This is a genomic window from Campylobacter concisus (assembly GCF_002913945.1).
Lineage (GTDB): Bacteria > Campylobacterota > Campylobacteria > Campylobacterales > Campylobacteraceae > Campylobacter_A > Campylobacter_A concisus_P.
This window is the reverse complement of sequence record NZ_POZK01000035.1, coordinates 87869-113672: the sequence shown is the minus strand read 5'-3', so window position 1 is coordinate 113672 and position 25804 is coordinate 87869. Positions and strand designations below refer to the sequence as shown.

The window sequence follows — 25804 nt, the reverse complement described above, 5'->3', positions numbered from 1 at the left end:
CTATGCTAATATCCAAGGTTTAAAAATTTAGGAAGGTAAAGTAATGATTTCATCGGTATTTAGAAAGATTTTTGGCACGAAAAACGATAGAGAAGTCAAAAAATATATAAAACGTGTGGCGCAGATAAACGCGCTAGAACCAACTTATGAGAAGATGAGCGATGATGAGCTTAAGATAAAATTTAACGAGCTTAAATCCCAAGTCGTCGAAGAGAAAGTCACTTTAGATGAAATTTTAAATGATGTTTTTGCGATCGTTAGAGAGGCTAGTAAAAGGGTGCTTAAGATGCGCCATTTTGACGTACAGCTAATTGGCGGTATGGTGCTAAACGAGGGCAGGATCGCTGAGATGAAAACGGGCGAGGGTAAGACTTTGGTAGCGACTTTACCAGTTATCTTAAATGCGATGAGTGGCAAGGGTGTGCATGTAGTAACCGTAAACGACTACCTTGCAAAGCGTGACGCGACGCAAATGGGCGAGCTTTATAACTTTTTAGGCTTAAGCGTTGATGTAATACTAAGCGGCGGATACGATGATAACGTAAGACAAGCTGCGTATAACGCCGACATAACATACGGCACAAACTCAGAATTTGGCTTTGACTATTTACGTGATAATATGAAATTTGAAGCTGGTCAAAAGGTGCAAAGAGGCCACAACTTCGTTATTGTAGACGAGGTCGATAGTATCTTGATAGATGAGGCTAGAACACCGCTTATAATATCAGGTCCAACAAACCGCACACTTGATGGCTATATAAGGGCCGATCAGGTCGCAAAACAGCTTACCAGAGGCACTCCAGCCGATCCAAACGTGCCAGGCTCAAAGCCAACGGGGGACTTTATAGTAGATGAAAAAAATAGAACGATAATGATCACAGAGGCTGGCATAAGCAAGGCTGAAAAGCTCTTTGGGGTTGAAAATTTATACAACCTTGAAAATGCCGTGCTAAGCCACCACTTAGATCAAGCTCTAAAGGCACACAATCTCTTTGAAAAAGACGTTCATTATGTCGTAAAAGATGGCGAGGTTGTCATCGTTGATGAATTTACAGGACGTCTAAGCGAGGGCAGGCGCTTTAGCGAGGGGCTTCACCAAGCACTTGAGGCAAAAGAGGGCGTGAAAATTCAAGAAGAGAGCCAAACACTTGCCGATACAACATACCAAAACTACTTTAGGATGTATAAAAAGCTTGCAGGTATGACTGGTACAGCTCAGACTGAGGCTACCGAGTTTTCTCAAATTTACAACCTTGAAGTTATCTCGATCCCAACAAACGTACCAGTTAAGAGGATCGATCAAAATGACCTTATCTACAAAACTCAAAATGAGAAATTTAAAGCTGTCATCGACGAAGTCAAAAAGGCTCACGAAAAAGGTCAGCCAGTGCTTGTAGGAACTGCAAGTATCGAGCGTAGTGAGGTGCTTCACGAGATGCTTAAAAAAGCTGGCATCCCACACTCTGTGCTAAATGCTAAAAACCACGAAAAAGAGGCTGAAATCATCGCACAAGCTGGTGTAAAAGGTGCTGTGACTATCGCTACAAACATGGCTGGTCGTGGTGTTGATATCAGGATCGATGATGAGGTTAGAAATTTAGGCGGTCTATATATTATCGGCACTGAAAGGCATGAGAGTAGAAGGATAGATAATCAGCTTCGTGGCCGTGCTGGACGTCAGGGCGACCCTGGTATGAGTAGATTTTACCTAAGCTTAGAGGATAATCTTTTAAGAATTTTTGGTAGCGACCGTATAAAAGCGATCATGGATAGACTTGGTATCGACGAGGGCGAAAGTATCGAGAGTCGCATGGTAACAAGAGCTGTTGAAAACGCTCAAAAGAAAGTCGAGAGCTTGCACTTTGAGGCTAGAAAGCACTTACTTGAGTATGATGACGTGGCAAATGAGCAAAGAAAAACTATCTACAAATACCGTGACGAACTACTTGATAAAAACTATGACATGAGCGAAAAGATAGCTCAAAATAGAAAAGAGTACGCTGCAAATTTACTTGATACGGCTGAAATTTTCCATGGTGGCTTGAAAGATGACTTTGATATTAAAAATTTATGCTCTATCATCCTTGCAGATTGTGGCGAAGAGATAGACGAGAGTGAGTTGAAAGGTCTAGAGTATGATGAGCTAATAGAAAAGCTTGCGCAAATTTTTGAAGTAAGATATAACGAAAAGATGAGCGTGCTAAATGAAGATCAAAGAAAAGAGATAGAGAAAATTTTATACCTTCAAGTGCTTGATAATGCGTGGAGAGAGCACCTCTATCAAATGGATATCCTAAAAACTGGTATCGGACTTAGAGGGTATAACCAAAAAGATCCGCTTGTAGAGTATAAAAAAGAGAGCTATAACCTCTTTATGGAGCTAGTTAGCAGGTTAAAAAGTGAGAGTGTTAAGACGCTTCAGGTTGTTAGATTTAAGAGCCGTGAGGAGCAAGAAGAGCAAGCTAGAATGATGCTTGAAGCTAGCCAAAATGCTGAAAATGAAAATTTAAGCTATAACAACCAAGGCGGAGATGAAAATTTCACACCAGAAAAAAAGATACCAAGAAACGCTCCATGCCCTTGTGGAAGCGGTAAAAAATATAAAGATTGCCACGGAAAAAGTGGCCCTAAAAAAGGCATATTTGCTTAAAATTTCTACTTTTAAGGCGCCAAAAGCGCCTTAATCTTTTAAAGGCTATTTAATGACAAGCTTACCAAAGTACCTACTTTTTAAATATTTAAGATTTGATAAAACTCAGCCATTTATCACCCTAAGTGCCTTGCTTGCCTTTCTTGGTGTTAGCATTGGACTTATGGTTTTGATCGTTGCGATGGCGATTATGAATGGATTTGATAAAGAATTTGAGCGTAAACTTTTTACGATGAACTATCCAATAACCGTTCAAAGTGCCTTTAAAGGCTCTATTGATGATGACTTTGTTGATGAGCTGAAGGCTAGATTTAGCGATTTAAAATTTAGCCCATTTATAAGCACACAGGTCATTTACCGTTCGGCAAATGCGCTTGAGGGCGGACTGGTTTATGGCGTAAATTTTAAAGATGAAAAACAGATAAACTCAGTCGTAAATGAAGCTTTAAAAGATAAAGAGCTAGATGGTTTTGAGATACTTGTGGGAAGTGGCATAACGAGTGAGTTTAGACTAAGAAACGATGAGAAATTAACGCTTATCTTTACAAAGGCCGATCCAGCTGGCTTTTCGCTAACGCCAAAGATGAAGCGATTTGATATCGGTGGCTCATTTACATCTGGGCTAATCGCCTATGACAAGGCATTTTCATATGTTTCAGTTGATGCTTTGAGGAAAATTTTAGACTATCCAAAAGGCGTTTATGATGGAATTCATATCTTTTCAAGTAAGCCATTTGATGATATAAAAAGAGTGCGTGAAGGCCTGCCAACTGGCACGGTTGCCATTGGCTGGTGGGAGCAAAATGGCAACTTTTTCTCGGCGCTCGCACTTGAAAAAAGGGCACTTTTTATCGTTTTGATGCTAATCATCCTTGTGGCGTCGTTAAATATCATAAGCTCGCTACTAATGACAGTGATGAACCGCAGGCAAGAGATCGCCTTGCTTTTAGCGCTTGGAGCAAGCAAAAGCGAGATAAAAAGAAGCTTTTTTTATCAAGGGCTAGTAATCGGGGGCGGTGGCATTATATTTGGCTTGATACTTGGCTTTTTAGGACTATTTTTACTTGGAAATTTCAACATCATAGACCTGCCAGCTGATGTTTATGGCTCAAGCAAACTACCACTCGAGCTTTCAACCATCGATCTTGTGCTTATCGTAGTTGGGGCTGTATTTATCGTTGCTATCTCGTCTTATTACCCAGCTAAAAAAGCCACGGAAGTAAATGTGCTTCAAACTTTAAGAAATGAGTAGAGCCTAGATGCTTAGGCTTGCTCATTGCTTGTAAAAGTTATTTTTAAAAGATTATTTTAAAACCGAACATAAACTCGTAAAATTCTAGAATAAATTTATACTTTTACGCTCTTATATCATGATCGATTTTGCATTGAAGAGCCTCGTGTACGAGTGTTTTTGCCATGACACGCTCTTCGTTTATTAGGTGAAAATTTTTACCTAGCTCACCAAAAATATCTTTATTACCCTCACCATTTATTTTTATTATAGTTTGGGTATTTACGCCGTAGTCTTTTATTTTTTGCGCGATGAGCTCCACTCTTTGCTCATTATTAACAGTTATAATAACAGCGGCTGCATCGTTTAGGCAGGCATTTTCAAGTGTGTGGCTTTGAAGAACGTTACCTAGAAATACATTTTCCCCGCGGCTCCTACCAAGCTCAACTAGACTAATATCATTATCAAGCACAAGGTATAAAAGCTTTGTCTCTTTTAGTCTTAAAACGACCTCTTGACCAAGCCTCTCATAGCCAAAAACCACGATGTGATTTTTGATTTTTTGCGGCTTTAGAGTTTCATTTGGTTCAACAACTATCTCACGTTCTATGAGGTCTGCTATTGCGTCTAGTTTTTTAAGTATAAAAGGCGTAGCAAACATCGACACAACTGAGGCTGCGATAAAAATTTGAGCTGTTTGTATATCAAGTAAATTTCTAGTAGTCATTAGTCCAAAAACAGCTAGTGCAAATTCGCCTATTTGACAAACACTAAGTGCAGTTTTTGCAGCAACTCTTCGCTTTAAGTAGATGTTTAAGATAGCAAAAACAACAACCGCTTTTATCACCATGACACTAAATACTAGGCCAAGGACAAGCCAGATGTTTGAGATAACGACAGCAAAATTTATCTGCATACCAACGGTTATAAAAAATAGCCCTAAGAGCAAATCTCTAAAAGGAATAAGATCAACTTCGATTTGGTGTTTATATTGCGTCTCAGCCATCATCATACCGGCCAAAAATGCGCCCAAAGAGTATGAGAAGCCAAAGAAGTGAGCCAAAGTGCTAGAGCCAACGACCATAAATAAAATAGTAGCTATAAAAACCTCTTGCGAATTTGTTTGAATAACTTTATAAAATATCCAGTTGATGACATATTTACCAAGTAAAAATAGCACAACGATAAGGATAATCGCACTTGTAAATGTCTTTAGCAAAAGCTCATTTATCGAAGCATCTTGCGAGCTAAACATATCAATCATAAGCAAAATAGGAATGACTGCAATATCTTGAAATAGTAAAATTCCAAGTGCTTTTCTGCCGTAAATTTTACTCACATCGCCACTATCATTTAGCGTCTTTAGTACGATCGCAGTTGATGAGAGTGCAAGCGCAAGACCTGCAATGAGAGCTGTTTCGTCTTTTAAGTGAAGGGCATAATAAAGCATCACACCCATTATAAAGCCACTTAAACAAACCTGTAAGCCACCATTTAAAAAGACCTCTTTTTTCATGCCCATTAAATGTTTAAAACTAAACTCAAGCCCAATGGTAAACATCAAAAATGCGATACCAAATTCCGCGATATGAGAAATTTCATCATTGCTTTTTAGGTTGAAAAATTCTGATATAAGCGTACCTGTTACGATGTAGCCGATAATGGTTGGTATCTGAAATTTTTTAAAAATGACGTTTAATGCGACTGAGATCGCTGCAACAAGCAAGAAACCTTCTAAAATTTGTTCCATAAATTATTTTTTACCTTCATAAAAGACTAGATCAAAGCTATTTTTTCTTTTTACGAGCGATCTTTTTGTGCTAGTTTGGCTGGTAGCTTCGTGCAATTTTTTATTTAGCTCATCAATAGTTGATTCTAAATCGTCAATTTTTTCTTTCAACTGAAGTATTACATCAACGCCGGCTAAATTTACACCTAGTTCTCGAGTTAAATTTAGTATAGTTTTTACGCGATCAACGTCCTTTTGTGAGTAGAGCCTCATCTTGCCATCTGTTCTTGATGGCTCGATAAGTCCCTCTCTTTCATACTGTCTTAAAGTTTGTGGATGTATGCTTAAAACCTTTGCAACAACGCTTATTAAAAAAAGCGGTTCTTCATAATTTTGCATTTTTTACTCCGGTAATTTTTCTTTTAACTCTTTTACTAAGCCTTCATCAAGCTCACTGATATTTGGAAGTTTTACCCTGGCCTTTAAATAAAGATCGCCATAAATTCCGCTCTTTCTATTTTGCACGCCATATCCTTTTAAACGGATCTTTGTGCCTGTTTTTGAGTTTTCAGCGATCTTAATCGTGACATCTTTTTTGTAAGTATGCACATTGACTTTTCCGCCAAAAAGCATAGTTTTTAGTGGAATTTCTATATCTTTATAAAGGTCATCTCCGACTCTTTCATATTCGTCGCTTGGCTCAACGCTAATGGCAAGTATGAGGTCGCCTTTTTGACCACCAGCGCTCTTGCCTTTGCCTTTTACACGAAGTTTCTCGCCACCTTCTATGCCGCTTGGAATTTTTATCTTAATGCTTTCGCCATTAAAATTTATCTTATGTTCGCCACCAGTTACAGCTACGTCAAATGGTATAGAAATTTTTGCATTTACGTCTAAATCAGCTCCGCCAAAGCCAAATCCACCACTACTAAATCCGTCAAAGCCTCCAAAATTACTACCAAATCCGCTGCTAAATTTAGCTCCACCACCGCCAAAGCCACCTGAGAAGATATTCTTTAAAATTTCATTTAGATCGCCCATATCGGCTGAACTACTAGCAAAGTCGTGGAAATTTTGACCGCCAAACATAGTATCGCCGTACTGGTCGTATTGAGCTCGTTTTTTATCGTCGCTTAAAATTTCATAAGCAGCATTTATCTCTTTAAATTTATCTTCAGCTCCAGGGTCTTTGTTAATGTCTGGGTGATATTTTCTGGCAAGTTTTCTATAAGCTTTTTTTATCTCGTCGCTTGAGGCACCCTTTGAAACCCCTAAAGTCTCATATAAGCTTTCACTCATATATACTCCTTATATTTTTTTGATACGGATTATATCACAAAGCTTTAGTCTATGCAAGTCAAGTTTATTTTTGTTTAATAACAAGAAAAAGTGTTAAGATTTTATTTTTTCACTATATTTATAATTTGCAAAAATTTTTAGATTAAAGGAAAAAAATGAAAAAGATTGTGCTAATTTCATTAGTAGCAGCTTCTTTTTTAGTGGGGGCTGATATTAAATTTAATGAAGCTAACTCTAATATCACGAGAGTCTCGCCACTTAGCGATAAAAATAGCGTACTTTCTTATTATGACTCGATCGCTCAGGCAAAGCTTTCAGTTGTAAATATTTCAACTACAAAAACGGTAAATAACGCTGGTATTGAGCAGATGTTTAATGACCCTTTCTTCAATGAATTTTTTGGATTTAACTTTGCAAAACCAAAAGAAAAAGAAAAAACTACTTCGCTTGGCTCTGGCGTTATTATCTCAAATGATGGATATATCGTTACAAATAATCACGTTATAGAAGACAGTGATCAAATAGTTGTAACTCTTGCAAATGGCGGCAAAGAGTATAAAGCAAAGCTAATAGGAAGTGATCCAAAAACCGATCTAGCCGTCGTAAAGATAGAGGCAAACGGGTTAAACGCGATCACTTTTGCGGACTCATCAAAGCTGCTTGATGCAGACGTCGTATTTGCAATAGGCAATCCATTTGGCGTTGGCGAAAGCATCACTCAAGGTATCATTTCAGGGCTAAATAAAGATAATATCGGCCTTAATCAATATGAAAATTTCATCCAAACAGACGCCTCTATAAACCCAGGAAATTCAGGTGGAGCTTTGGTTGATAGCAGGGGCTATTTGGTTGGAATAAACTCAGCCATACTTTCAAAAAGTGGCGGCAACAACGGTATTGGCTTTGCTATCCCATCAAATATGGTAAAAGATATCGCTAAAAAGCTGATAACTGACGGCAAGATAGAGCGTGGCTTTATCGGCGTTACGATTGCAAATTTAACTGATGAGCAAAAAGAGCTTTACACAAATAAAGAAGGTGCTTTAATAAGTGGCGTAGAGCAAGGCATGCCAGCAGATGAAGCTGGACTAAAAAGAGGCGATTTGGTCATATCAGCTAATGATAAAGCTATCAAAAACGCAAATGATCTTAAAAATTTCATTGGCTCACTAACTCCAAATAGCAGCGTTGATATAACTTACGAGCGATCAAATAAAATAATGAATGCAAAAATCAAGCTTGCAAACGCTGATCACAATTCAAAAGACATAGCAAAAAGCATTATCATCGAAGGACTTAGCGTTAGCAATCTAAGCGATGAGATAAGATATAAATACAAAATCAGCCCAGATACTCAAGGCGTGCTAGTAACTGATGTAAAATCAGGCTCAAAAGCTGAAGACTTTGGCTTTGAAAGAGGTGATGTGATCGTGCAAGTTGGCGAAGAGAGCATAAAAGATCTTCAAACATTTGTAAATACAATCAAAAATACAAAAGGCAAAAAGACACTAGTGTGGATAAATCGCGGCGGTATCATACAAGGCCTTGTTATAAAATAATCATCTAAGAGCTGAAATTTCAGCTCTTAACCCTTTTAAATTTTTAAAATCTTAATCTGCTATAATCCTTAAAAATAAATTTACAACAGGAAAGATCATGACTAGAATTTTAATGATAGAAGATGATATGGAGCTTGCTGAAATTTTAACCGAATATCTAGAAAACTACGATATTGAAGTAGTGACTGCTGAAGAGCCATATATCGGACTATCTACGCTAAATACAAGTAAATTTGACCTAGTGATACTAGATCTTACATTGCCTGGCATGGATGGATTAGAAGTTTGTAAAGAGATCAGGAAAAATCACAATATTCCTATTATCATATCAAGTGCAAGGCATGATATAACAGATAAGGTAAATGCTCTTGATAACGGAGCAGATGATTATTTGCCAAAGCCATATGACCCACAAGAGCTTTTGGCTCGTATCAAAAGTCATCTAAGAAGGCAGAGTATCACCCCAGCAAGTGAGACTAGAAATTTAAATAAAGACCTAGTTTTAAAAGAATTTGAGCGTGAAATTTTATTTAAAGGAAACATACTAAATTTAACTGCCGCAGAATACGATATCTTAAAATATCTACTTTTAAAAGAGGGCGGAGCGGTTACTAGAGAGGAGCTTATCTATAATTGCGAGAGCATAAATGAAGATAGCTCAAACAAAAGTATTGACGTCATCATCGGCAGGATTCGCCAAAAATTAAATGAAAATCCAAAAGAGCCAAAATACATCCACGCTATCCGTGGTATCGGCTATAAATTGGTTCTTTGATGCCAAGATCGTCTATTTTTATAACCATAACTTTTATTTTTGGACTTGCACTCGTTTCGATATTTCTAGCCTTTTTGTGGCTCATGGGCTTTGATAAGCAAAACTATACAAGAGAGCTAAATAACAAATACTCAAACGTTGCTAGGACAAATTTATTTTATATGGGTGGCATCATAAATAAAGCTCAGTACGACCGCCAGCTTTCAAATATCGATATGCCAGAGATCAAAGACGAGAAGAAAAAGGATGAAATTTTAAAACAAGCGAGCGTTTTAGAAGAAATTTCAAGTGATCTAGGCTCAAGTGCGATCTTGCTTTATGACAAGCACCACTACTTAAGGATTGAGCATTTAGACGAGCTAAAGCTTTTAATGGATAAAGAATTTCAGCCTTATAGATACGAGGTGATAAAGGCTGTTTTTTTGGTGGTTGCGGTCATTTTGCTAGGTGCTTACATTTTTGTCATATATAAGATAAAACCACTTAGAAAGCTAAAGCGTCAGATTGTAAAATTTGCAAATGGTGAGCTTGATGGCGTGCAAAATGTTGGCAACGGCAAGGATGAAATTTCTGAAGTTTCTGAAGCATTTTATGAGGCGGTTTGTCAGATCAAGGCGCTTAATGACTCAAGGCACCTTTTCTTAAGAAACATAATGCACGAGCTAAAAACTCCTATCACAAAAGGCCTAATAGCCGCTCAAATGATAGAAAAAAGTAAAAATCAAGAGAGGCTGATCTCGGTCTTTCACAAACTTGAAAATTTAATAAACGAACTTGCAGCGATAGAGCAGATTACTTCAAAAATAGGACTTAGCAATAAAACGCCATGTTTTATGAGGGATCTCATCGATGAGGCTATCGATATAGCCATGGTAGAAAAAGAGTGTGTTGGTGTCAGTGAGCTTGATGAGGTTAGAGTGCTTGTTGATTTCAAACTATTTTCAGTCGCTATAAAAAATATGATAGATAATGGTATAAAATATTCAACTGATAAGCACGTAAATATCGTTGTTAGCAAGGATCATATGAAATTTATAACTCAAGGTGAGAAGCTAAAAAATGATCTTGACTTTTATGTCCAGCCATTTATCAAAGGAGAGGATACTCAAAAGAGTTTTGGACTAGGTTTATATATAGTTAGCAATATACTTGATGCTCATGGACTCAAATTTAGATACGAATATAAAAACGGAATGAATGTCTTTGTTTTTGAAAATTTACAAGATATAATAGTGACTTAAATAAAACATAATAAACAAAAAAGGGCTAAAAATGGCAGCAAAAATTTTCTCACCAGTTGATATCTTATCAATAATAGATCTTGAAATAGCTTTTATAAATCGTTATAAAAATGTAAAAGATTATGCAAAAAATTTATCTTTGATATATTTTTCTTTGCCAAGTACTAAAGAGTATAGTGAACTCTTTGAAAAATTTTTAAGACAAACTGATGTTGTTGTAAGAGAGAATGAGCATTATGTTGTCGTGCTTCATGGAACAAATGAAAGAGGAGCTAGCGAACTATTATCAGGTATTCAAGAGTTTTTAAACGCTGAACCAATTGATTTAATAGTGAGCTATCCAAAAGATGGAAGAAATGCTAAAGAGCTTACTACTAAGCTTCAAGATGAGATAAAAGACAATTACGGTGTATTGCTTGAAATGCTTTCAAATCAAGAAAAATTTGAAGCTTTTGAAAGTATGATTTAATATAATTTTGTGGAGTTTGTTTGGAGAATTTACTACTATTTTTTGCAGTTTTGCTTATAACTAGCATTCTTTTAAGTAAGATCTCTGATAAATTTGGAATTCCATCTTTAATAATATTTTTAGGTGTTGGCATGCTGGCTGGCTCAGACGGCTTGCTGGGTGTAAATTTTGATGATCAAATGATCGCTCAAAATGTCGGCATGCTAGCACTTATTTTTATACTTTACGCTGGTGGGTTAGACACTGATTTTGCAGCGATTAAGCCTATTTTTGGCAGAGGTTTAGCGCTCGCTACACTTGGCGTTTTCTTAACCGCGCTAGCCATCGCTCCAGTTGCAAAATATCTGCTTGATTTTACTTGGGCAGAGGCGTTTTTGCTAGGTTCTATCATCTCTTCGACAGATGCAGCAGCGGTATTTGCCATACTAAGAGCTAAGAAAATTTCACTTAAAAATAGCATTGCGCCATTACTTGAACTTGAATCTGGCTCAAATGATCCAATGGCGATATTTTTAACCATGACTATCATTCAAATGATCTCACTAAATACCACGCCGACAGCATCTGAGTGGGCTATTACACTGGTTAAGCAGTTTGGCATAGGTATCACTATGGGCTATTTATTTGGGGTTGCTTTACCGGCCATTTTTAATAGACTTCGCCTAAAAAGCTGGGGGCTTTATCCAGTTTTTTCTATCGCTTGGATATTGCTTTTATACACGCTTTGCTTTAAGATTGGTGGCAATGGCTATTTGGCTGTTTATATAGCTGGAATTTTTATAAATAAAAAAGAGTTTTCTCATAAGAAAAATTTAGTCGGTTTTCACGACGGTATCGCTTGGACGATGCAAATAGTTGTCTTTTTAACACTTGGTCTTTTAGTAAATCCTTCGCAGCTTCCAGCAACAGCACTAATGGCGCTTGTTTTGGCCTTGTGGCTTATGTTTTTTGCAAGACCACTTGGTATTTTTGCGTCGCTTGCATTTTCAAAATTTAAGATAAATGAGCAAATTTTTATCTCTTGGGTTGGACTAAGAGGTGTTGTACCAGTGGTGCTAGCTACCTATGTTTATGTAGATGGCGTGCGTGATGCGGATATGATTTTTAACATTATATTTTTTATGGTTTTGATTTCGATTTTGATACAGGGTATGTCACTTGGCTTTGCGGCTGATAAATTTAAAGTCAAAGAGAGCGAGCAAGAGGATGTTAAACCGGTAGAAAACTCCCCGATCTTAAGCTACACACTTCGTCAACATACCATCCACTATGGCTCAAAACTAATTGGCAAAGATTTGGCTCAGCTTGAGCTTCCAAGCGAATTTTTAATAATCCTAATAAAACGCAAAAATGAGTATCAAAAGCCAACTGGCTCAACAATCTTTGAAGAAAATGACCTGTTGCTGATACAATGCGAAAATCAAGTGCTGTATCAAGATACGGTTAAGTATTTGACATATTAAATTTATACTATTTCATTAATGAAATTTTTTTAAAACACATGTGGTAAAAAGCGCAACCGTATATACCTTCATAATGGGCGGCAGATTTTTAATTTGAATTTGTCTTGCAGCCAAGTTCAGACAAGGTATTTAAAGTTAGAGTAAAATTTAAATTTCTAGCCCAAAATGAGCTAGAAATTTCTTTATTCCAAAGCTTGAGCTAGATCAGCGATCAGATCCTCAGCGTTTTCAAGGCCTATGCTCACTCTTATTAGCTCTTTTGTGATGCCAGCTTTGATGAGCTCTTCGCCACTTAGCTGTTGGTGAGTCGTTGAGGCTGGATGCGTGATGAGCGACTTTGTATCGCCGATATTTACCACGATCTTAAAGAGTTTTACGCGCTCAAGCATCTTTTTTGCGCGTTCAAAGCTATCAGTTTCAAAGCAAAATAGTCCGCTAGCCATGCCGTCTTTAAAGTATTTTTGAGCCTTTGCGTGATCTACGTTGTCAGCTAGCCCTGGATAAGCCACGCTTTTTATATGTTTGTGAGAGTTTAGAAATTTAGCCACTTTTAGGGCATTTTGCGAGTGTCTTTCTATCCTAACAGCAAGCGTTTCGAGGCCTTGTATGAGTTGCCAAGAGTTAAACGGAGAGATCACAGCGCCGATGTCACGCACAATAGCAAGTCTCATTCTTAGCGTGTAGATGTCAAAACTATCTGTCATATTGGCATATACGATGTCGTGATAGCTTGCGTCTGGCGTGTTAAAATGCTCATATCTCTTGTTGCCTTTTAGCTTTTCGTTTAGGTGATTTGCGCTTACGACCACGCCAGCTAGGCTAAGGCCCTGACCGCTCATATATTTGCTAGCACTATGCACGCAAACGTCGACACCGTGGCGAAGCGGCTGAAAGATGATAGGCGTTGGCACGGTGTTGTCGGTTATGCTGATGATGCCATATTTGTTTGCGATTTCTACGATTTTCTCGATATTTGGGATAGAAATTTGTGGATTTGAGAGCGTTTCAAAAAATATAGCCCTAGTTTTATCATCTATAAAATCCTCCAGATCATCAGCTGTGTCGCTGTCAAAGACTCTAGCCTCTATACCAAATCTCTTTAGCGTGTGTGTAAAAAGCACCGTCGTGCCGCCATAAATTTTCTTAGCGATTATAATGTTATCGCCTGCTTGGGCTAAATTTATGATACTGTAAAACAACGCTGCCTGGCCGCTCGCAGTCGCTATCGCAGCGGCTCCACCCTCAAGTGCAGCGACTCTTTTTTCAAAGACGTCTGTCGTTGGGTTGGCAAGCCTGGTGTAGATGTGGCCGCCATCTTTTAGCTCAAACCTAGCAGCTGCGACCTCGGCACTTCCAAAGTCATAAGCCGTGCTTTGAAAAATAGGCACAGCCATCGTGCCAAAGCCTTCGTTTGTGTCGTAGCCTACGTGGATCGCAGCGGTTTCTTGCTTCATTTTTGCTCCTTGTTTGGTAATTTTTACGTAAATTATACATTAGTAAAGCCAAAATTTAGGGGATAAAATCAAATTTTGATATAATTTGCCAAAAAAAGGAGAAATTTGAACCAAGTCACGGACAAATTTAAACGCGTAAAATATCTTCGTGCGCTAGAAAAATTTGCAAAATCAGCGATAAATGGCTTAAAAAGAGATGACTTTGACGAGAGTGAATTTCGTCAAAGAGTCGAAAAAAACGCAAAGATTATGGAAAAAGTAGAGGCTGTTTATCTTGATCAACCATACTCAAAGGCGCTGGAGGATTTTATAAATTTACTTATCAAAAACGCCCCAAAAGAGGAGCTTTTAAAGGCAGCAAATCTGCTTGATAAGCTAAAAAATCAAAAGACATATAAAAAAGAAAAGTATAAAAATAAATTTAAGGATGAGGATTGAAAGTAGTTATTTTTGATATGGACGGTACGGTGATCGATAGCGGCGAGGCGATATATAAAACGGTAAATGAAGTAAGAGACGAGCTAAGCTTAGCGCCACTCGATAAAGATTTTATAATAAAAGCGATCAACGAGCCAGGTAGAAATTTGGCCCTTGAGTTTTACGGCATCGATACGCCAAGCAAGAGTTTAAAAGAGGGCTTTGAAGAGAAATTTAAGAAATTTTACGATGAGTGTGCGACTACTTATGATGGTGTAAAAGAGCTTTTGAAAAAGTGTAGAGAGGCTCACTATAAGGTCGTTTTGGCAAGCAATGCACCGCACGATACACTAGAGAAAATTTTAAAGAAAAATGAAATTTATGAGCTATTTGACGAGGTCATCGGCGCCAGCAAAGAGATACCACAAAAGCCAGATCCTGCGATGCTTCATTTGGCTGTTAAAAAGACGGGAGCCAGCAAGGCGATCTTTGTTGGAGATAGCCTAAAAGACGAGCTTGCAGCCAAAAACGCAAATATGCCTTATGTGCAAGTTTGCTGGGGATTTGGCGAGGAGAGCAAGACAGCGACCTATAACGCTAAAAACGTTGGTGAGGCTTGGGAGATAATATTAAATTTTTAACTTAGTTTTAATTGGCTATAATCTTAAGAAATTTTCAAAGAAACAGCGATGATAGATATATTTGAGGGCAGTGCGAGGGATAAATTTTATGACATTTTATTTAACGCAAACGCCTTATTGGTAAAAAATGAAATAGATAAAATTTTTGAGAAATTTGTGGCTCTTAGCGAGCTTTGCGAAAAGCATGGCGTTAGCGAGGACGAGATTAGAAATTTTATAGTCTCAGAGCAAGATAAAATTTATAATGGAGTAAATGACCTATATATCGAGCTTAGCGGAGAAATTTTAAGCCAAAATGAGTAAGATTTTCGCGCTCATTGCTTTGTTGGCTGCTCTTGTCTTTGCTAAGGAGCCAAATTTTGACCCAAGTTCCGTGCATACGTTTGAGCTTAAAAAAGATGAGTGGGCAAGAGTTTTTATAACTGAGAAGCGAACTCAAAGGGTCGAGACATTTGACTTTCGTTGGACGCTGTTTGATAGCACAAATATCACTGTGCAAAGCTTTTTTAGGCGCTATCCAAGGCAGATGGTTTTTTCGCTAAGACAAGGACAAAACACCTATATGCAGCGAGTTTTGCCTGATTTTACGATGCCACCAAACGAGAGTGTAAGCCTTTACATATCATTTATTGATTTTAGGGACAAAAAGGCGCATTTTAGGGTGGCTCTGCTAGATGAGAGTAAGCGCGTAGACGTGGGTTTTAGAGATCCAGATGAGGCTAAATAGAAGGATAAAAATGGAAAAAATCGATGAAATAATGAGCAAATTTATAAGCGAGCTTGGCTACAAAGAGGCGTTTGAGATGTTTTTAAAGATAAGCTCAGGCAAGAAGCTACGCTCAAAACTTCTTTTAAAGATCGCGGGCGAGAGCGAAATTTCACTTAAACTTTGCGCTATCATCGAGCTCATCCACCTTGCAAGTTTGCTTCACGACGACGTCATAGACGAGGCAAATATAAGGCGTGGCAAGCCAAGTATAAACGCGCTTTTTGGTAGTAAAAACTCGGTTATGTTGGGCGACATCCTCTACTCAAAGGCTTATTTTGAGCTTACAAAATTTGATCCAAGCATCGCGGCTATCATCTCAGATGCAGTCAGCAAGCTAAGTATCGGCGAGATGATGGATGTAAAAATGGCTGAAAATTTTAATGAAAACGAGCAAGAATACTTAAAAATGATCTACTATAAAACAGCTGTTTTGATAGAAGCCACGGCTATTTGTGGGGCGAAGCTAGCTGGCAAAGATAGTGAGAAATTTGGAATTTATGGCAAAAATTTAGGCCTTGCATTTCAGATCGTTGATGATATCTTAGACATCACTCAAGATGAAAAAACGCTTGGTAAACCAGCGCTTAACGACTTTGTCGATGGCAAAACAACGCTTCCTTACATATATCTTTATAAGAGTCTGGACGAGGCTGGTAAAACAAAGCTTAGATCGCTTTGGGCAAAGAAGTTAAACGCGGACGAAATTTCATGGCTAAAAGAAAATTTTGATAAAACTAGCTCAGTTAGCAAAGCCATAAACGAGGCCAAAATGCTTGGAAATGAAGCGATAGAAGCGATAAAAGAGTATAAAAACGCTGAGCTTGAAGGGATCATAAAAAGCATGATAGATAGGGAATTTTGATGCACTATTTAGATATAAGTTTTACATATAAAAATACTGATATTTCAGTTAGAGAAAAGCTTGCATTTGATAGCGATGAGAAAAAAGAGCAAATTTTAAAACTACTAAGATCAAACAAAAGTATAAACGAATGCATGGTTTTAAATACATGCAACCGCGTCGAGATAATTGCAAGTGTTAGTGATCTAGAAAGTGCAACGACGCATGCATTTAGGTGTATGTCTGTATTTTCAGGTGTTTTTGAAGATGAGCTTTATGAGAGGGCTGATATTTATGAAGATAGCGGAGCCGTGCACCACCTCTTTGCCGTGGCAAGCTCGCTTGATAGCCTAGTCGTCGGCGAAACGCAGATCGTTGGTCAGTTAAAAAATGCCTTTAAATTTGCTTACGATAGCTCAGCTTGCGGCGAACAAATCAGTAAAATCATCCATTATGCATGCAAATGTGCTGCTAAAGTTAGAAATGAAACTCAAATTTCTAAAAATCCGATCTCTGTTTCAAGTGTGGCTGTGGCAAAAGCAAAAGAAATTTTTGGCACACTTGAGGGCAAAACGGCTATCGTCGTAGGCGCTGGTGAGATGGGCGAGCTAGCAGCAAAACACCTAATCTCAAGTGGCGCAGAGGTGATCATTATAAACAGAAGCTCGGAGCGTGTTGAGCAGCTAGTTGATAGTCTAGGAGATAACGCTAGCTGGGATAGCATTTTGAAATTAAAAGAGTATGTAAATAATTACGACCTAATATTTTCAAGCACCGCGGCTCCGCACGCGATCATCACAAACGCCATAATCGAACCAAGAGAATTTCATAGATACTTTTTTGATATTGCCGTGCCAAGGGATATTGACCTTATAAATACAGAATTTATTAGTGTCTATACGGTCGATAGTTTAGAGGAGATAGTAAGGAAAAATTTAGCTCTAAGAGAGGAGCAAGCACAAAAGGCTTATTCGATCGTAGGTCAAGGCACAAGCGAATTTTTAAAAATTTTAAAAGAAGATATGAGTGTGCCACTAATAAAATCGATCCGCAAACAAGCTGAAATTTGCGCTAAAAACGAGCTAGAAAAGGCGATAAAAAAAGGATATTTAAAGCATAGTGATTATGAGGAGGCACAAAAGCTCATTCATCAAGTTTTTAAAGCCTTCTTACATCAGCCAACGATGAAGCTAAAAAGTCTTGCGGATGAGGAGAGATCTAGTGAGCTCTCAAATGGAGTTAGATTTTTATTTGATATAAAAGAAGAGCAAAATTTTCAAGTGGGAGATATAGATGAGATTTAGTAAATTTTATGCACCAACGACCAAAGAAGCGCCAAAAGACGCCTCTTTGCCAAGTCATAAATTTTTAATAAGAGGTGGCTTTGTCGAGCAGATAGGCTCAGGTCTTTATAACTATCTACCGCTTGGAAAGATCATGCATGAGAAAATTTCTCGTATCGCGCGAGAGGAGATGGATGAGGCTGGTGCGCTAGAGGTGAGCTTTAGCGTGGTTACTTCAGGCGAGCTTTGGAAGCAAAGTGGTCGCTACAACGTCTTTGGTAAGGAGCTTTTGCGCTTTAAAGATAGAAAAGAAAATGACTTTGTTATAAGCCCTACAAACGAAGAGGCAGCCGTTGCTTTGGTACGTGGCAAGGTGACTAGCTATAAGCAGTTGCCGCTAAATTTATACCAGATAAATACTAAATTTCGTGACGAAGCAAGGCCACGCTTTGGCTTGCTAAGAGGACGAGAATTTACGATGAAAGATGCTTATAGCTTTCACTCAAGCAAAGAGGATCTAAAGCGTGAGTTTGACCTTATGGAGGCAACTTATAGTAAAATTTTCACTCGTTTGGGGCTAAATTTTAGAGCCGTTGAGGCTGATAGTGGAGCTATCGGTGGCAGTGGTAGTAAAGAATTTATGGTGCTTGCAAGTAATGGCGAAGATGACATTCTTTGCTGTGAGGCTTGCAAATACGCTGCAAATATAGAGGCTGCTAGAAGAAAAGCTAGAACAACCGATGCTGAAGCACCAGAGGCTGACGCGGCTAAATTTAAGACACCAGATACAAAGACTATAAAAGGTGTGGCAGAATTTTTCAAAGTTAGCGAGTTTTACTGCATAAAAGCTGTTATTAAAAAAGCTATTTATGAAGACAAAGAAGAAGTTGTGGTCTTTTTCGTAAGGGGCGATGACGAGCTTCAAGAGACAAAGGCACAAAATGCTTGCAAGGCACTTGAGCTTGTCGATGCTAGCGAAGAAGAGATTATAAAAGCTGGGCTTGTGGCTGGATTTTGCGGGCCAGTTGGGCTAAAAGATGTGAAATTTTACATAGACAACGAGCTAAAAGGCGCAAATAATATGATATGTGGTGCCAACGAAAAGGATTACCACTTTGTTGGCGTTAGTGTTAGCGGATTTAACGAAGAGAGATTTAAAGACCTTGTAAAGGTAAAAGAGGGCGATAAATGCCCAGAGTGTGGCGGAAATTTAAAACTTAGCAAGGGTATAGAAGTCGGTCATATCTTTCAGCTGGGCGATAAATATTCAGCTGCGATGAATGCGACATATCTTGATGAAAACGGCAAGGCAAAGCCATTTTTGATGGGCTGCTATGGCATAGGTATTAGCAGGCTGATTGCCGTAATGATAGAGGCTAGCCACGATGAGAAGGGCTGCATCTGGAAAAAAGAGTGTGCGCCGTTTGATGTCGAGATCATCATTTCAAATTTAAAAGATGAAGAGGGCGTAAAATTTGCATTTGAGCTTTATGAGAGCCTTAAAAAAGCTGGCGTTAGCGTCATCATCGATGATAGAAACGAGAGATTTGGCGTTAAGATGAATGATTTTGAGCTTATCGGCTTTCCTTATGCTTTACTTGTAGGTAAAGAATTTGCAAATGGCAAGGTTGAGTTTATAACAAGAGATGGTTTAAGCAAAGAAACGATTGGTGCAAATGAAGCCTTTAAAAAGATAAAAGAAAGCTTATGAGATTTTTCGCATTTTTCTTTTTTTTGATAGAAGCGATATTCATCTATCTTTTTGTTGATAAATTTGGCTTTTTAAACTACTTTCTTGAGGTGCTAGTCTCTGGATTTGTGGGTATCGCATTTCTTTTAAATGCTGGATTTTCTAGCTTAAATTCGCCTCAAGTGGCGTTTAAAAGCTTTCTTGGTGGAAATTTATTCAGCCAGTTAGGGCTTAGCTTTGGCGGAATGCTTTTATTTTTGCCAGGAATTTTAACAGATATTTTTGGTATAGCCGTAGTTATTTTTTCTTTGATATTTAAGAAAAATGTGGCGAAAAATGAGAGCTATCAGGAGTTTAAATTCCAAAATTTTAGCGAGCAGAGTGCTAAAAAAGATGATGGCGAGATTATCGATGTTGAGGTCATAGAAGAGCCAAAAAGAGTAAATTAGGAGAGATGATGAAAGAGATAAAAATAGCAACTAGAAAGAGTATCTTAGCGCTTTGGCAAAGCGAGCATATCAAAGCTAGAATAGAATCAAAACATAACGATATAAAAGTTGAACTTGTTGGCATGAAGACAAAGGGCGATGTGATCCTTGATACGCCACTTGCGAAGATCGGCGGCAAAGGGCTTTTTACAAAAGAGCTTGAAGATAGCATGCTAAAAGGTGAGACTGATATCGCAGTGCATAGCCTAAAGGATGTGCCAGTAGTCTTTCCAGAAGGGCTTAAACTAGCAGCGATTTGCTCACGTGAGGATACAAGAGATGCGATGATAAGTGAGAAATTTGCTAAATTTAGTGACCTACCGCACGGTGCAAAGGTTGGTACAACGAGCCTGCGCCGCAAGATGCAGCTACTTATCATGAGGCCTGATCTTGAGATCATCTCGCTTCGCGGAAATGTACAAACTAGACTTAGAAAGCTAAAAGAGGGTGAATTTGACGCGATCATTTTGGCTATGGCTGGCATAAATCGCTTAAATATCAAGGCTGAAGTGGCACATATCTATACATTTGGTTTTGACGAGATGATACCTGCGATGGGGCAGGGTGCTCTTGGAATAGAAGCCAGAGATGAGAAGAAAATTTTAGATGAGATCTCTTTTTTAAACGACGAAAATGCGGTTATAGAAACGACCATAGAGCGTGACTTTGTAAGCGTTTTAGAGGGTGGTTGCCAGGTGCCAATAGGCATAAGTGCAAGGCTAAAAGGTGATGAAATTTCTATCGATGCGATCGTTGGTCTACCTGATGGAAGCGAGTATATAAAAGATAGCTTAAAGACTAGCAAAGATAAATTTCAAAGTGTAGGCAAGGAGCTAGCGCATAAATTTATAGAAAAAGGTGCTAGAGAGCTTTTAAAACGCGCCGAGGAGATGGCGTAGAGGCGTGTTTGAGCTAAATTTTAAAGCAAAAGCCATAACCGCCACCAAAAACAGCAAAGACAACTACTATATGATCGGTCTTGCAGACGACAAATACGACTACAAAAACTACATAATCTTTCAAAGACCGATCAAATTCAAAAAAGATGACGACGAAAACGCCGATATAAACGGCCTATACGCGGAGTGTAACGGCGACGTTTGCTATAACGTTTGCAAATGCGTAACCATCACTGATAAAACTATCGTTTTTGAAGTGGAGGATAGCATCATCAGCGCCAATATAGAATGCGTGCGGCTAAATGAACGCTTTATGAAATACTGCAAAGAGATATTTGGCGAGCTACTAAAATGTAATATGTCGGAGTAATTAATAAAATTTACTGCCGTTTTCAAAACCACGATGCTATCTAGCGTTTAAAAAAATTGTAATGAATCACTTTGGAAAAGACGTAAGTATGCCGGCCATGTGTGGCTGTGCGTTGAGCGCTAGTTTGCGGACGTTATGATAATGGAGTATAAATTTAGTACTTGCGTCTATTTAAACGGCGAGACAATATCGCAAAGAATGCGTCCGAAACAGCGATCGATACTCTGATAGCTATCGGTGCGTGCGGCAAATAATAAATACCCGCTTTGCTTCGCCTTTTTCAGCTATTTTTGGCTAAAATCGCCCAAAAATCAAAAAGGCAAAATATGGACTACATCAGGCTTTTAAAAGAAAATAATCTACTTCGTGTTATCGATGAGCCAACAGATATTGATCTTGAGATTGCACATGCAAGCTATATCGAGGTCAAGCGTGAGGGCTCGCAAGCGCTACTTTTTGCAAACCCAGTCTGCAAAAAAACTGGGCGTAAATTTGCCCCAGTGCTTACAAATATCTATGGTTCAAAACGCGCACTTGAGCTTATCTTTGGGCTAAATCCTGATGAGATCGCAGCCGAGATAGAAAAGCTTTTAAAGCCCAAAAAACCTGAGAATTTCAAAGAGAAGCTTGACTTTTTGGCCTATCTTTTTAGCATGAGAAAGATTTTTACCAAAAGGCTAAAAGGCGAGGGTGAGTGCCAGCAGGTCAAATTTATGGGCGAGCAGGCCGATCTTTTGAGCCTGCCTGCGCTAAAGACCTGGCCGCATGACGGAGGCGCTTTTATCACGATGGGGCAGGTCTATACGCAAAGTCTTGACGGCGCGCTGCAAAATTTAGGCATGTATAGACTGCAAATTTATAATAAAAATCGCCTTGGCATGCACTGGCAGATCCACAAAGACGGCGCAAATTTCTTTCATGAGTATAAGCGTGCAGGCCGTAAGATGCCAGTCTCTGTGGCGATCGGGGGCGATCCACTCTATATCTGGTGCGGTCAGGCGCCACTGCCAAAGGGCGTCTTTGAGCTGTTGCTTTACGGCTTCATCCGCAAAGAGCCAGCCAAGCTTGTAAAGTCGCTAACTAATGAAATTTACGTTCCGCACGACGCTGACTACGTGATAGAAGGCTTTGTGGATACGGCTAAGAGTGAGCTTGAGGGTCCATTTGGCGATCACACTGGCTTTTACACGCCAGTTGAGCCGTTTCCAGTGATGGAGATCACGGCGATAACTAGCAAGCGTGAGCCGGTATTTCATGCGACTGTGGTTGGAAAGCCACCACTTGAGGATAAATATATGGGCTGGGCGACTGAGCGCATTTTCTTGCCGCTTTTGCGAACGACCGTGCCAGAGCTACTAGACTACAATATGCCTGAAAATGGCGTCTTTCACAACCTTATCCTAGCCAAGATCAACGCCCTTTATCCAGCGCACGCAAAGCAGGCGATGCACGCATTTTGGGGAGTTGGGCAGATGAGCTTTGTAAAGCATGCGATCTTTGTGAGCACCGAGGGACCTGTGCTTGAAGACTATGAGAAATTTGCTGGCTTTGTGCTTGATAGATTTGGTAGTGAGAGTGTGCTGATAAGCCAAGGCGTGTGCGACCAGCTCGATCACGCTAGTCCAAACTCGTGCTTTGGTGGTAAGCTAGGCATCGACGCGACGCAGGACTTTTGTAAATTTAGCCCTGTAGTTTTAAGCGACGATGAGCTTTTGGCTAAATTTCAAAGCCTTGCGCCAAATGTTAAGGAGCTTAGACAGTTTAAAACTGGGAGCAAAACGCCTATTTGCGTGGTGAAAATTGAGAAAGATCGCCCTGTAAAAGAGCTATTTTCTAAGCTTTTGGAATTTAGGGAGTTTTTCAAGCTTTTAGTTGTCGTGGATATGCAAAACTACCTAGAAAACCCATATATGCTGCTTTGGCGTGTGACAAACAATATAGATGCGTTGCGTGATATTTTCATAGATGGTGAAAATTTCTGCATAGATGCCACTAGTAAAGATGAGCGTGAGGGATATACTAGAGGCTGGCCGTTACAAACGGATTGTGACCACGAAGTAGTTGCTGATCTAGTTAAGTACGGCATAGTAAAAGATGAGCCAGAGCTATTTAAAAAATTTGAAATATTTGGTTAGCTTTGAGGGGCTCAAGTAAATTTATAAATTTTGCTTTTTGCTGCGGATTTGAAATTTTTAATAAGACTTACTTAATCAAATGCTAGTGTTTGTTTGCTAATTTAAAAATAGCTTTTAGACTAGGTCTAAAAGCTTAATTTATTTTTAGCTCTCTTTTAAGAGCTTACTTGCGAGCATATCGGCTTTTGCTTTATCTGTATCTTTTTTTACGGATTTATAAATTTTAGATATATAATTTTCCAAAACTTCGTGGCAAGATATTACTTTTTCATTTTCACCTCTTGCTACTTTTACGTATTCACCGCTATTTTGTAGCTCAAAAGCTAGATCATTATCGCTTAGCTGAAGCTCTAAAATTTCAAGCAACCTCTCTTGAAGTCTTGGCTCAAAGATAGGCGTCATAAGCTCCAAGCGGCGCTCTAAATTTCGTGGCATCCAGTCAGCGCTTGAGATGTAAATTTTTGGATTAGCGTGTTTGAAATATAAAATTCTAGCATGCTCTAAGTATTTGCCGATTATTGAGCGAACTTTTATATTTTCGCTTTTGCCTTTTACGCCAGGCCTTAGTCCGCAGACACCGCGAACGATTAAGTCGATCTTCACGCCTGCGTTTGAAGCGCGGCTAAGCTCGTTTATCACGTCTTCGTCTATTAGCGCGTTCATCTTAGCGATGATCCTACCTTCGCTGCCTTTGCTAGCCTCCACTCTTATCTTTTCGATGATGCGCTCTTTTATCTGAAAGGGCGACATGCTAAGGGCGTTTAGACGGCGGTTCTTGTTATATCCTGATAGGATGTGAAAAAACGAGGTCGTGTCTTGGCTAAATTCCTCTTTACTCGTAAATAGGCTCACATCGGTGTAAATTTTTGCCGAACTGCCGTTGTAGTTGCCGGTGCCAAAGTGCATATAAAATTTAAGCTTATCGCCGATTTGGCGAATGACCTGGCTAACTTTTGCATGCACCTTAAAGCCTGTGATGCCATATATCACGTGCGCACCTGCGTCTTCAAGTGCCTTTGCCCAGTGCAAGTTATTTTCCTCGTCAAACCTTGCCTTTAGCTCAACCATCACGGTTACTTGCTTGCCGTCACTTGCGGCGTCTATTAGACTTTGAATTATTGGTGAGCTTTTATCGACTCTATAAAGTGTCATTCGAATAGATATGACTTTTGGATCTTTACTAGCTTCTTTTATAAAGCTTACAACTGGATCAAAACTCTCAAATGGATGCACTAAGAGCACATCTTCTTTGTCTATGGCGTCAAATACAGATATGCCATTGCCAAATGGTGGTAGCGTTTTTGGAACATAAGGTGCATTTGCTAGGTGGGTAAAATTTTTGCTTCCAGCTATCTCCCAAAGTGAGCTAAGAGTGAGTGGAATGCTTGAAAAATAGACATCTTTATGAAAAATTTTCATATGAAAATTTAAGAAGTCCAAGATATCAGCGTCTACGTTTTTATCGATTTGCATACGAACAAAAGCCCCTTTTCTGCGAAGCTTTAGCCCTTGCTCAAGTATCATCATAAAATCATCTGCCTCTTCTTCTTCGATGACGATATCAGCGTTTCTCGTCACTCTAAAAGCAGCCGAGCTAAGTAGCTTATATCCTGGAAAAATTTCCTCTGCGTGGCGATGTACGATCGTTTCAATCGGTACAAAAACATTGCTACTTGGCTGTGTAAAACGTGGCAAGACTCTTGAAATTCTTATCATGCCGTATTTTAAAATTTCTGGATGCTCAATATCGGCAAGCTTAACTGCAAGCGAGAAGCTAAGGTTGTTTAGGTGCGGAAATGGATGAGTCGCATCGACAGCGATAGGCACGATGACTGGCAAGATATTTGAGAAAAAGTATTCGTCGCACTTTTGTTTCAAACTATCATCAAGCTCGTCATAATTTTTTATAAAAAGCCCCTCTTTACTAAGAGCATTTACTGTCTTTTTATAGTGATCTTCTACTAAATTTTGCTCATTTTGTAGATATTTCCTAATCTCTCTTAGCTGATCAAGTGGGCTCATGCCATCGCCACTGCTTGTAGTAGCTCCAGCTGCGAAAAGCTGCTTTAAGCCAGCAACTCTGATCATATAAAACTCGTCTAGATTTGTCATATAAATGGCTATAAATTTTAGCTTTTCAAGTAAAGGAATTTCCTTTTCGCACTGAGCGAGTACCCTTGAATTAAAGCGTAGCCAGCTTAATTCTCGGTTTATAAAAAGAGTTTCATTTTCGCTCATCATCTTCTCCTTGTGTGTTTTTGAGTTATTTTATGATATGTGCGGTTATAAAGTTCTTACTTTATTTAAAATTTTGGTTACAATAAGCCAAAATTTAAATTTAAAGGCTTGTTATGTCTGATTATGTGATATTGGTTGGTATCTTTTTAGTGGCAGTCGTTGT

Annotated in this window: 21 protein-coding genes and 3 pseudogenes; 19 read left to right on the top strand and 5 right to left on the bottom strand. The window is 38.9% G+C overall.

All coding sequences use genetic code 11. From position 1 onward, the window contains the following. Window positions 1-43: 43 nt before the first annotated feature. The 3 genes and pseudogenes from secA to CYP64_RS08195 form a co-directional block, all read left to right on the top strand. Window positions 44-2440: pseudogene (gene secA, locus CYP64_RS08200) on the top strand (preprotein translocase subunit SecA); the annotation flags it as partial. Between the two features lie 108 nt (window positions 2441-2548). After that, window positions 2549-2650: pseudogene (locus CYP64_RS10535) on the top strand (SEC-C metal-binding domain-containing protein); the annotation flags it as partial. Window positions 2651-2702: 52 nt separating this feature from the next. Beyond that, a complete protein-coding gene (locus CYP64_RS08195; RefSeq protein ID WP_103649367.1) occupies window positions 2703-3902 on the top strand; it encodes an ABC transporter permease in 1200 nt (399 codons plus the stop codon). Between the two features lie 103 nt (window positions 3903-4005). On the opposite strand, the gene CYP64_RS08190 is transcribed toward CYP64_RS08195, so the two are convergent. The 3 genes from CYP64_RS08190 to CYP64_RS08180 are packed head-to-tail and all read right to left on the bottom strand — an operon-like array spanning window position 4006 to window position 6909. Further along, window positions 4006-5631: a cation:proton antiporter gene (locus tag CYP64_RS08190; protein ID WP_103649366.1), complete on the bottom strand. Its 1626-nt coding sequence runs from the start codon at window positions 5629-5631 to the stop codon at window positions 4006-4008. 3 nt (window positions 5632-5634) lie between these two features. After that, a complete protein-coding gene (locus CYP64_RS08185; protein WP_072594938.1) occupies window positions 5635-6009 on the bottom strand; it encodes a heat shock protein transcriptional repressor HspR in 375 nt (124 codons plus the stop codon). A gap of 3 nt (window positions 6010-6012) precedes the next feature. Further along, window positions 6013-6909, bottom strand: coding sequence for a DnaJ C-terminal domain-containing protein (locus CYP64_RS08180; protein WP_087578683.1), 897 nt, complete (start codon window positions 6907-6909; stop codon window positions 6013-6015). 155 nt (window positions 6910-7064) lie between these two features. Here CYP64_RS08180 and CYP64_RS08175 point away from each other — a divergent pair, with 155 nt between their 5' ends. The 5 genes from CYP64_RS08175 to CYP64_RS08155 all read left to right on the top strand — a co-directional run bounded on the left by CYP64_RS08175 (window position 7065) and on the right by CYP64_RS08155 (window position 12416). Next, a complete protein-coding gene (locus tag CYP64_RS08175) occupies window positions 7065-8468 on the top strand; it encodes a Do family serine endopeptidase (RefSeq protein WP_103649365.1) in 1404 nt (467 codons plus the stop codon). Between the two features lie 97 nt (window positions 8469-8565). Further along, window positions 8566-9243: a response regulator transcription factor gene (locus CYP64_RS08170; protein WP_103649364.1), complete on the top strand. Its 678-nt coding sequence runs from the start codon at window positions 8566-8568 to the stop codon at window positions 9241-9243. Beyond that, on the top strand, window positions 9243-10484 hold the full coding sequence (locus CYP64_RS08165; RefSeq protein ID WP_103649363.1) for an ArsS family sensor histidine kinase: 1242 nt from the start codon (window positions 9243-9245) through the stop codon (window positions 10482-10484). The genes CYP64_RS08170 and CYP64_RS08165 overlap by 1 nt, the downstream gene beginning before the upstream one ends. Before the next feature lie 31 nt (window positions 10485-10515). Then, window positions 10516-10953 carry a hypothetical protein gene (locus CYP64_RS08160; RefSeq protein ID WP_021090991.1) on the top strand — a complete coding sequence of 146 codons (438 nt, stop codon included), beginning with the start codon at window positions 10516-10518 and terminating at the stop codon, window positions 10951-10953. Window positions 10954-10973: 20 nt separating this feature from the next. Continuing rightward, window positions 10974-12416, top strand: coding sequence for a potassium/proton antiporter (locus tag CYP64_RS08155; RefSeq protein ID WP_103649362.1), 1443 nt, complete (start codon window positions 10974-10976; stop codon window positions 12414-12416). A 182-nt stretch (window positions 12417-12598) separates the two neighbouring features. On the opposite strand, the gene CYP64_RS08150 is transcribed toward CYP64_RS08155, so the two are convergent. Then, a complete protein-coding gene (locus tag CYP64_RS08150) occupies window positions 12599-13870 on the bottom strand; it encodes an O-acetylhomoserine aminocarboxypropyltransferase/cysteine synthase family protein (RefSeq protein WP_103649361.1) in 1272 nt (423 codons plus the stop codon). 105 nt (window positions 13871-13975) lie between these two features. On the opposite strand from CYP64_RS08150, the gene CYP64_RS08145 reads away from it, so the two are divergent. From CYP64_RS08145 to CYP64_RS08095, 11 genes are all read left to right on the top strand, one after another. Continuing rightward, window positions 13976-14308: a hypothetical protein gene (locus tag CYP64_RS08145; protein ID WP_103649360.1), complete on the top strand. Its 333-nt coding sequence runs from the start codon at window positions 13976-13978 to the stop codon at window positions 14306-14308. Then, window positions 14305-14928, top strand: coding sequence for an HAD family hydrolase (locus tag CYP64_RS08140; protein ID WP_103649359.1), 624 nt, complete (start codon window positions 14305-14307; stop codon window positions 14926-14928). Before CYP64_RS08145 ends, CYP64_RS08140 begins: the two co-directional genes overlap by 4 nt. 48 nt (window positions 14929-14976) lie before the next feature. Beyond that, entirely contained in the window at window positions 14977-15231 is a 255-nt protein-coding gene (locus tag CYP64_RS08135) for a DUF2018 family protein (RefSeq protein ID WP_103649358.1), read from the top strand. Continuing rightward, window positions 15224-15655, top strand: a complete 432-nt coding sequence (locus CYP64_RS08130) for a hypothetical protein (RefSeq protein WP_103560273.1) — start codon at window positions 15224-15226, stop codon at window positions 15653-15655. Before CYP64_RS08135 ends, CYP64_RS08130 begins: the two co-directional genes overlap by 8 nt. Window positions 15656-15665: 10 nt before the next feature. Beyond that, window positions 15666-16559, top strand: coding sequence for a polyprenyl synthetase family protein (locus CYP64_RS08125; RefSeq protein WP_103649357.1), 894 nt, complete (start codon window positions 15666-15668; stop codon window positions 16557-16559). After that, a complete protein-coding gene (gene hemA, locus CYP64_RS08120) occupies window positions 16559-17842 on the top strand; it encodes a glutamyl-tRNA reductase (RefSeq protein ID WP_072594950.1) in 1284 nt (427 codons plus the stop codon). Before CYP64_RS08125 ends, hemA begins: the two co-directional genes overlap by 1 nt. Next, complete coding sequence (locus tag CYP64_RS08115; protein WP_103649356.1) at window positions 17832-19532, top strand: proline--tRNA ligase; 1701 nt, start codon at window positions 17832-17834, stop codon at window positions 19530-19532. Before hemA ends, CYP64_RS08115 begins: the two co-directional genes overlap by 11 nt. Beyond that, a complete protein-coding gene (locus CYP64_RS08110; protein ID WP_103649355.1) occupies window positions 19529-19960 on the top strand; it encodes an FxsA family protein in 432 nt (143 codons plus the stop codon). Before CYP64_RS08115 ends, CYP64_RS08110 begins: the two co-directional genes overlap by 4 nt. Window positions 19961-19968: 8 nt before the next feature. Next, window positions 19969-20898, top strand: a complete 930-nt coding sequence (hemC, locus tag CYP64_RS08105) for a hydroxymethylbilane synthase (RefSeq protein ID WP_103649354.1) — start codon at window positions 19969-19971, stop codon at window positions 20896-20898. 4 nt (window positions 20899-20902) lie between these two features. Next, window positions 20903-21268: an Imm10 family immunity protein gene (locus tag CYP64_RS08100; protein ID WP_103649353.1), complete on the top strand. Its 366-nt coding sequence runs from the start codon at window positions 20903-20905 to the stop codon at window positions 21266-21268. Window positions 21269-21594: 326 nt separating this feature from the next. Continuing rightward, complete coding sequence (locus CYP64_RS08095; protein WP_103649352.1) at window positions 21595-23403, top strand: menaquinone biosynthesis decarboxylase; 1809 nt, start codon at window positions 21595-21597, stop codon at window positions 23401-23403. 144 nt (window positions 23404-23547) lie between these two features. Here the strand turns inward: CYP64_RS08095 and CYP64_RS08090 are convergent. Then, window positions 23548-25653 (bottom strand): annotated as a pseudogene (locus CYP64_RS08090) (RNA degradosome polyphosphate kinase); the annotation flags it as partial. Window positions 25654-25804: the final 151 nt, after the last annotated feature.

Excerpts from the sequence above, each read along its gene's own strand:
- CYP64_RS08110 (WP_103649355.1), top strand. The coding sequence starts at position 19,529 with ATGAGATTTTTCGCATTTTTCTTTTTTTTGATAGAAGCGATATTCATC.
- CYP64_RS08195 (WP_103649367.1), top strand. The coding sequence starts at position 2,703 with ATGACAAGCTTACCAAAGTACCTACTTTTTAAATATTTAAGATTTGAT.
- CYP64_RS08175 (WP_103649365.1), top strand. The coding sequence starts at position 7,065 with ATGAAAAAGATTGTGCTAATTTCATTAGTAGCAGCTTCTTTTTTAGTG.
- CYP64_RS08165 (WP_103649363.1), top strand. The coding sequence starts at position 9,243 with ATGCCAAGATCGTCTATTTTTATAACCATAACTTTTATTTTTGGACTT.
- CYP64_RS08095 (WP_103649352.1), top strand. The coding sequence starts at position 21,595 with ATGGACTACATCAGGCTTTTAAAAGAAAATAATCTACTTCGTGTTATC.
- CYP64_RS08135 (WP_103649358.1), top strand. The coding sequence starts at position 14,977 with ATGATAGATATATTTGAGGGCAGTGCGAGGGATAAATTTTATGACATT.
- hemC (WP_103649354.1), top strand. The coding sequence starts at position 19,969 with ATGAAAGAGATAAAAATAGCAACTAGAAAGAGTATCTTAGCGCTTTGG.
- CYP64_RS08185 (WP_072594938.1), bottom strand. The coding sequence starts at position 6,009 with ATGCAAAATTATGAAGAACCGCTTTTTTTAATAAGCGTTGTTGCAAAG.
- CYP64_RS08190 (WP_103649366.1), bottom strand. The coding sequence starts at position 5,631 with ATGGAACAAATTTTAGAAGGTTTCTTGCTTGTTGCAGCGATCTCAGTC.
- hemA (WP_072594950.1), top strand. The coding sequence starts at position 16,559 with ATGCACTATTTAGATATAAGTTTTACATATAAAAATACTGATATTTCA.
- CYP64_RS08150 (WP_103649361.1), bottom strand. The coding sequence starts at position 13,870 with ATGAAGCAAGAAACCGCTGCGATCCACGTAGGCTACGACACAAACGAA.
- CYP64_RS08160 (WP_021090991.1), top strand. The coding sequence starts at position 10,516 with ATGGCAGCAAAAATTTTCTCACCAGTTGATATCTTATCAATAATAGAT.
- CYP64_RS08170 (WP_103649364.1), top strand. The coding sequence starts at position 8,566 with ATGACTAGAATTTTAATGATAGAAGATGATATGGAGCTTGCTGAAATT.
- CYP64_RS08130 (WP_103560273.1), top strand. The coding sequence starts at position 15,224 with ATGAGTAAGATTTTCGCGCTCATTGCTTTGTTGGCTGCTCTTGTCTTT.
- CYP64_RS08180 (WP_087578683.1), bottom strand. The coding sequence starts at position 6,909 with ATGAGTGAAAGCTTATATGAGACTTTAGGGGTTTCAAAGGGTGCCTCA.
- CYP64_RS08125 (WP_103649357.1), top strand. The coding sequence starts at position 15,666 with ATGGAAAAAATCGATGAAATAATGAGCAAATTTATAAGCGAGCTTGGC.
- CYP64_RS08115 (WP_103649356.1), top strand. The coding sequence starts at position 17,832 with ATGAGATTTAGTAAATTTTATGCACCAACGACCAAAGAAGCGCCAAAA.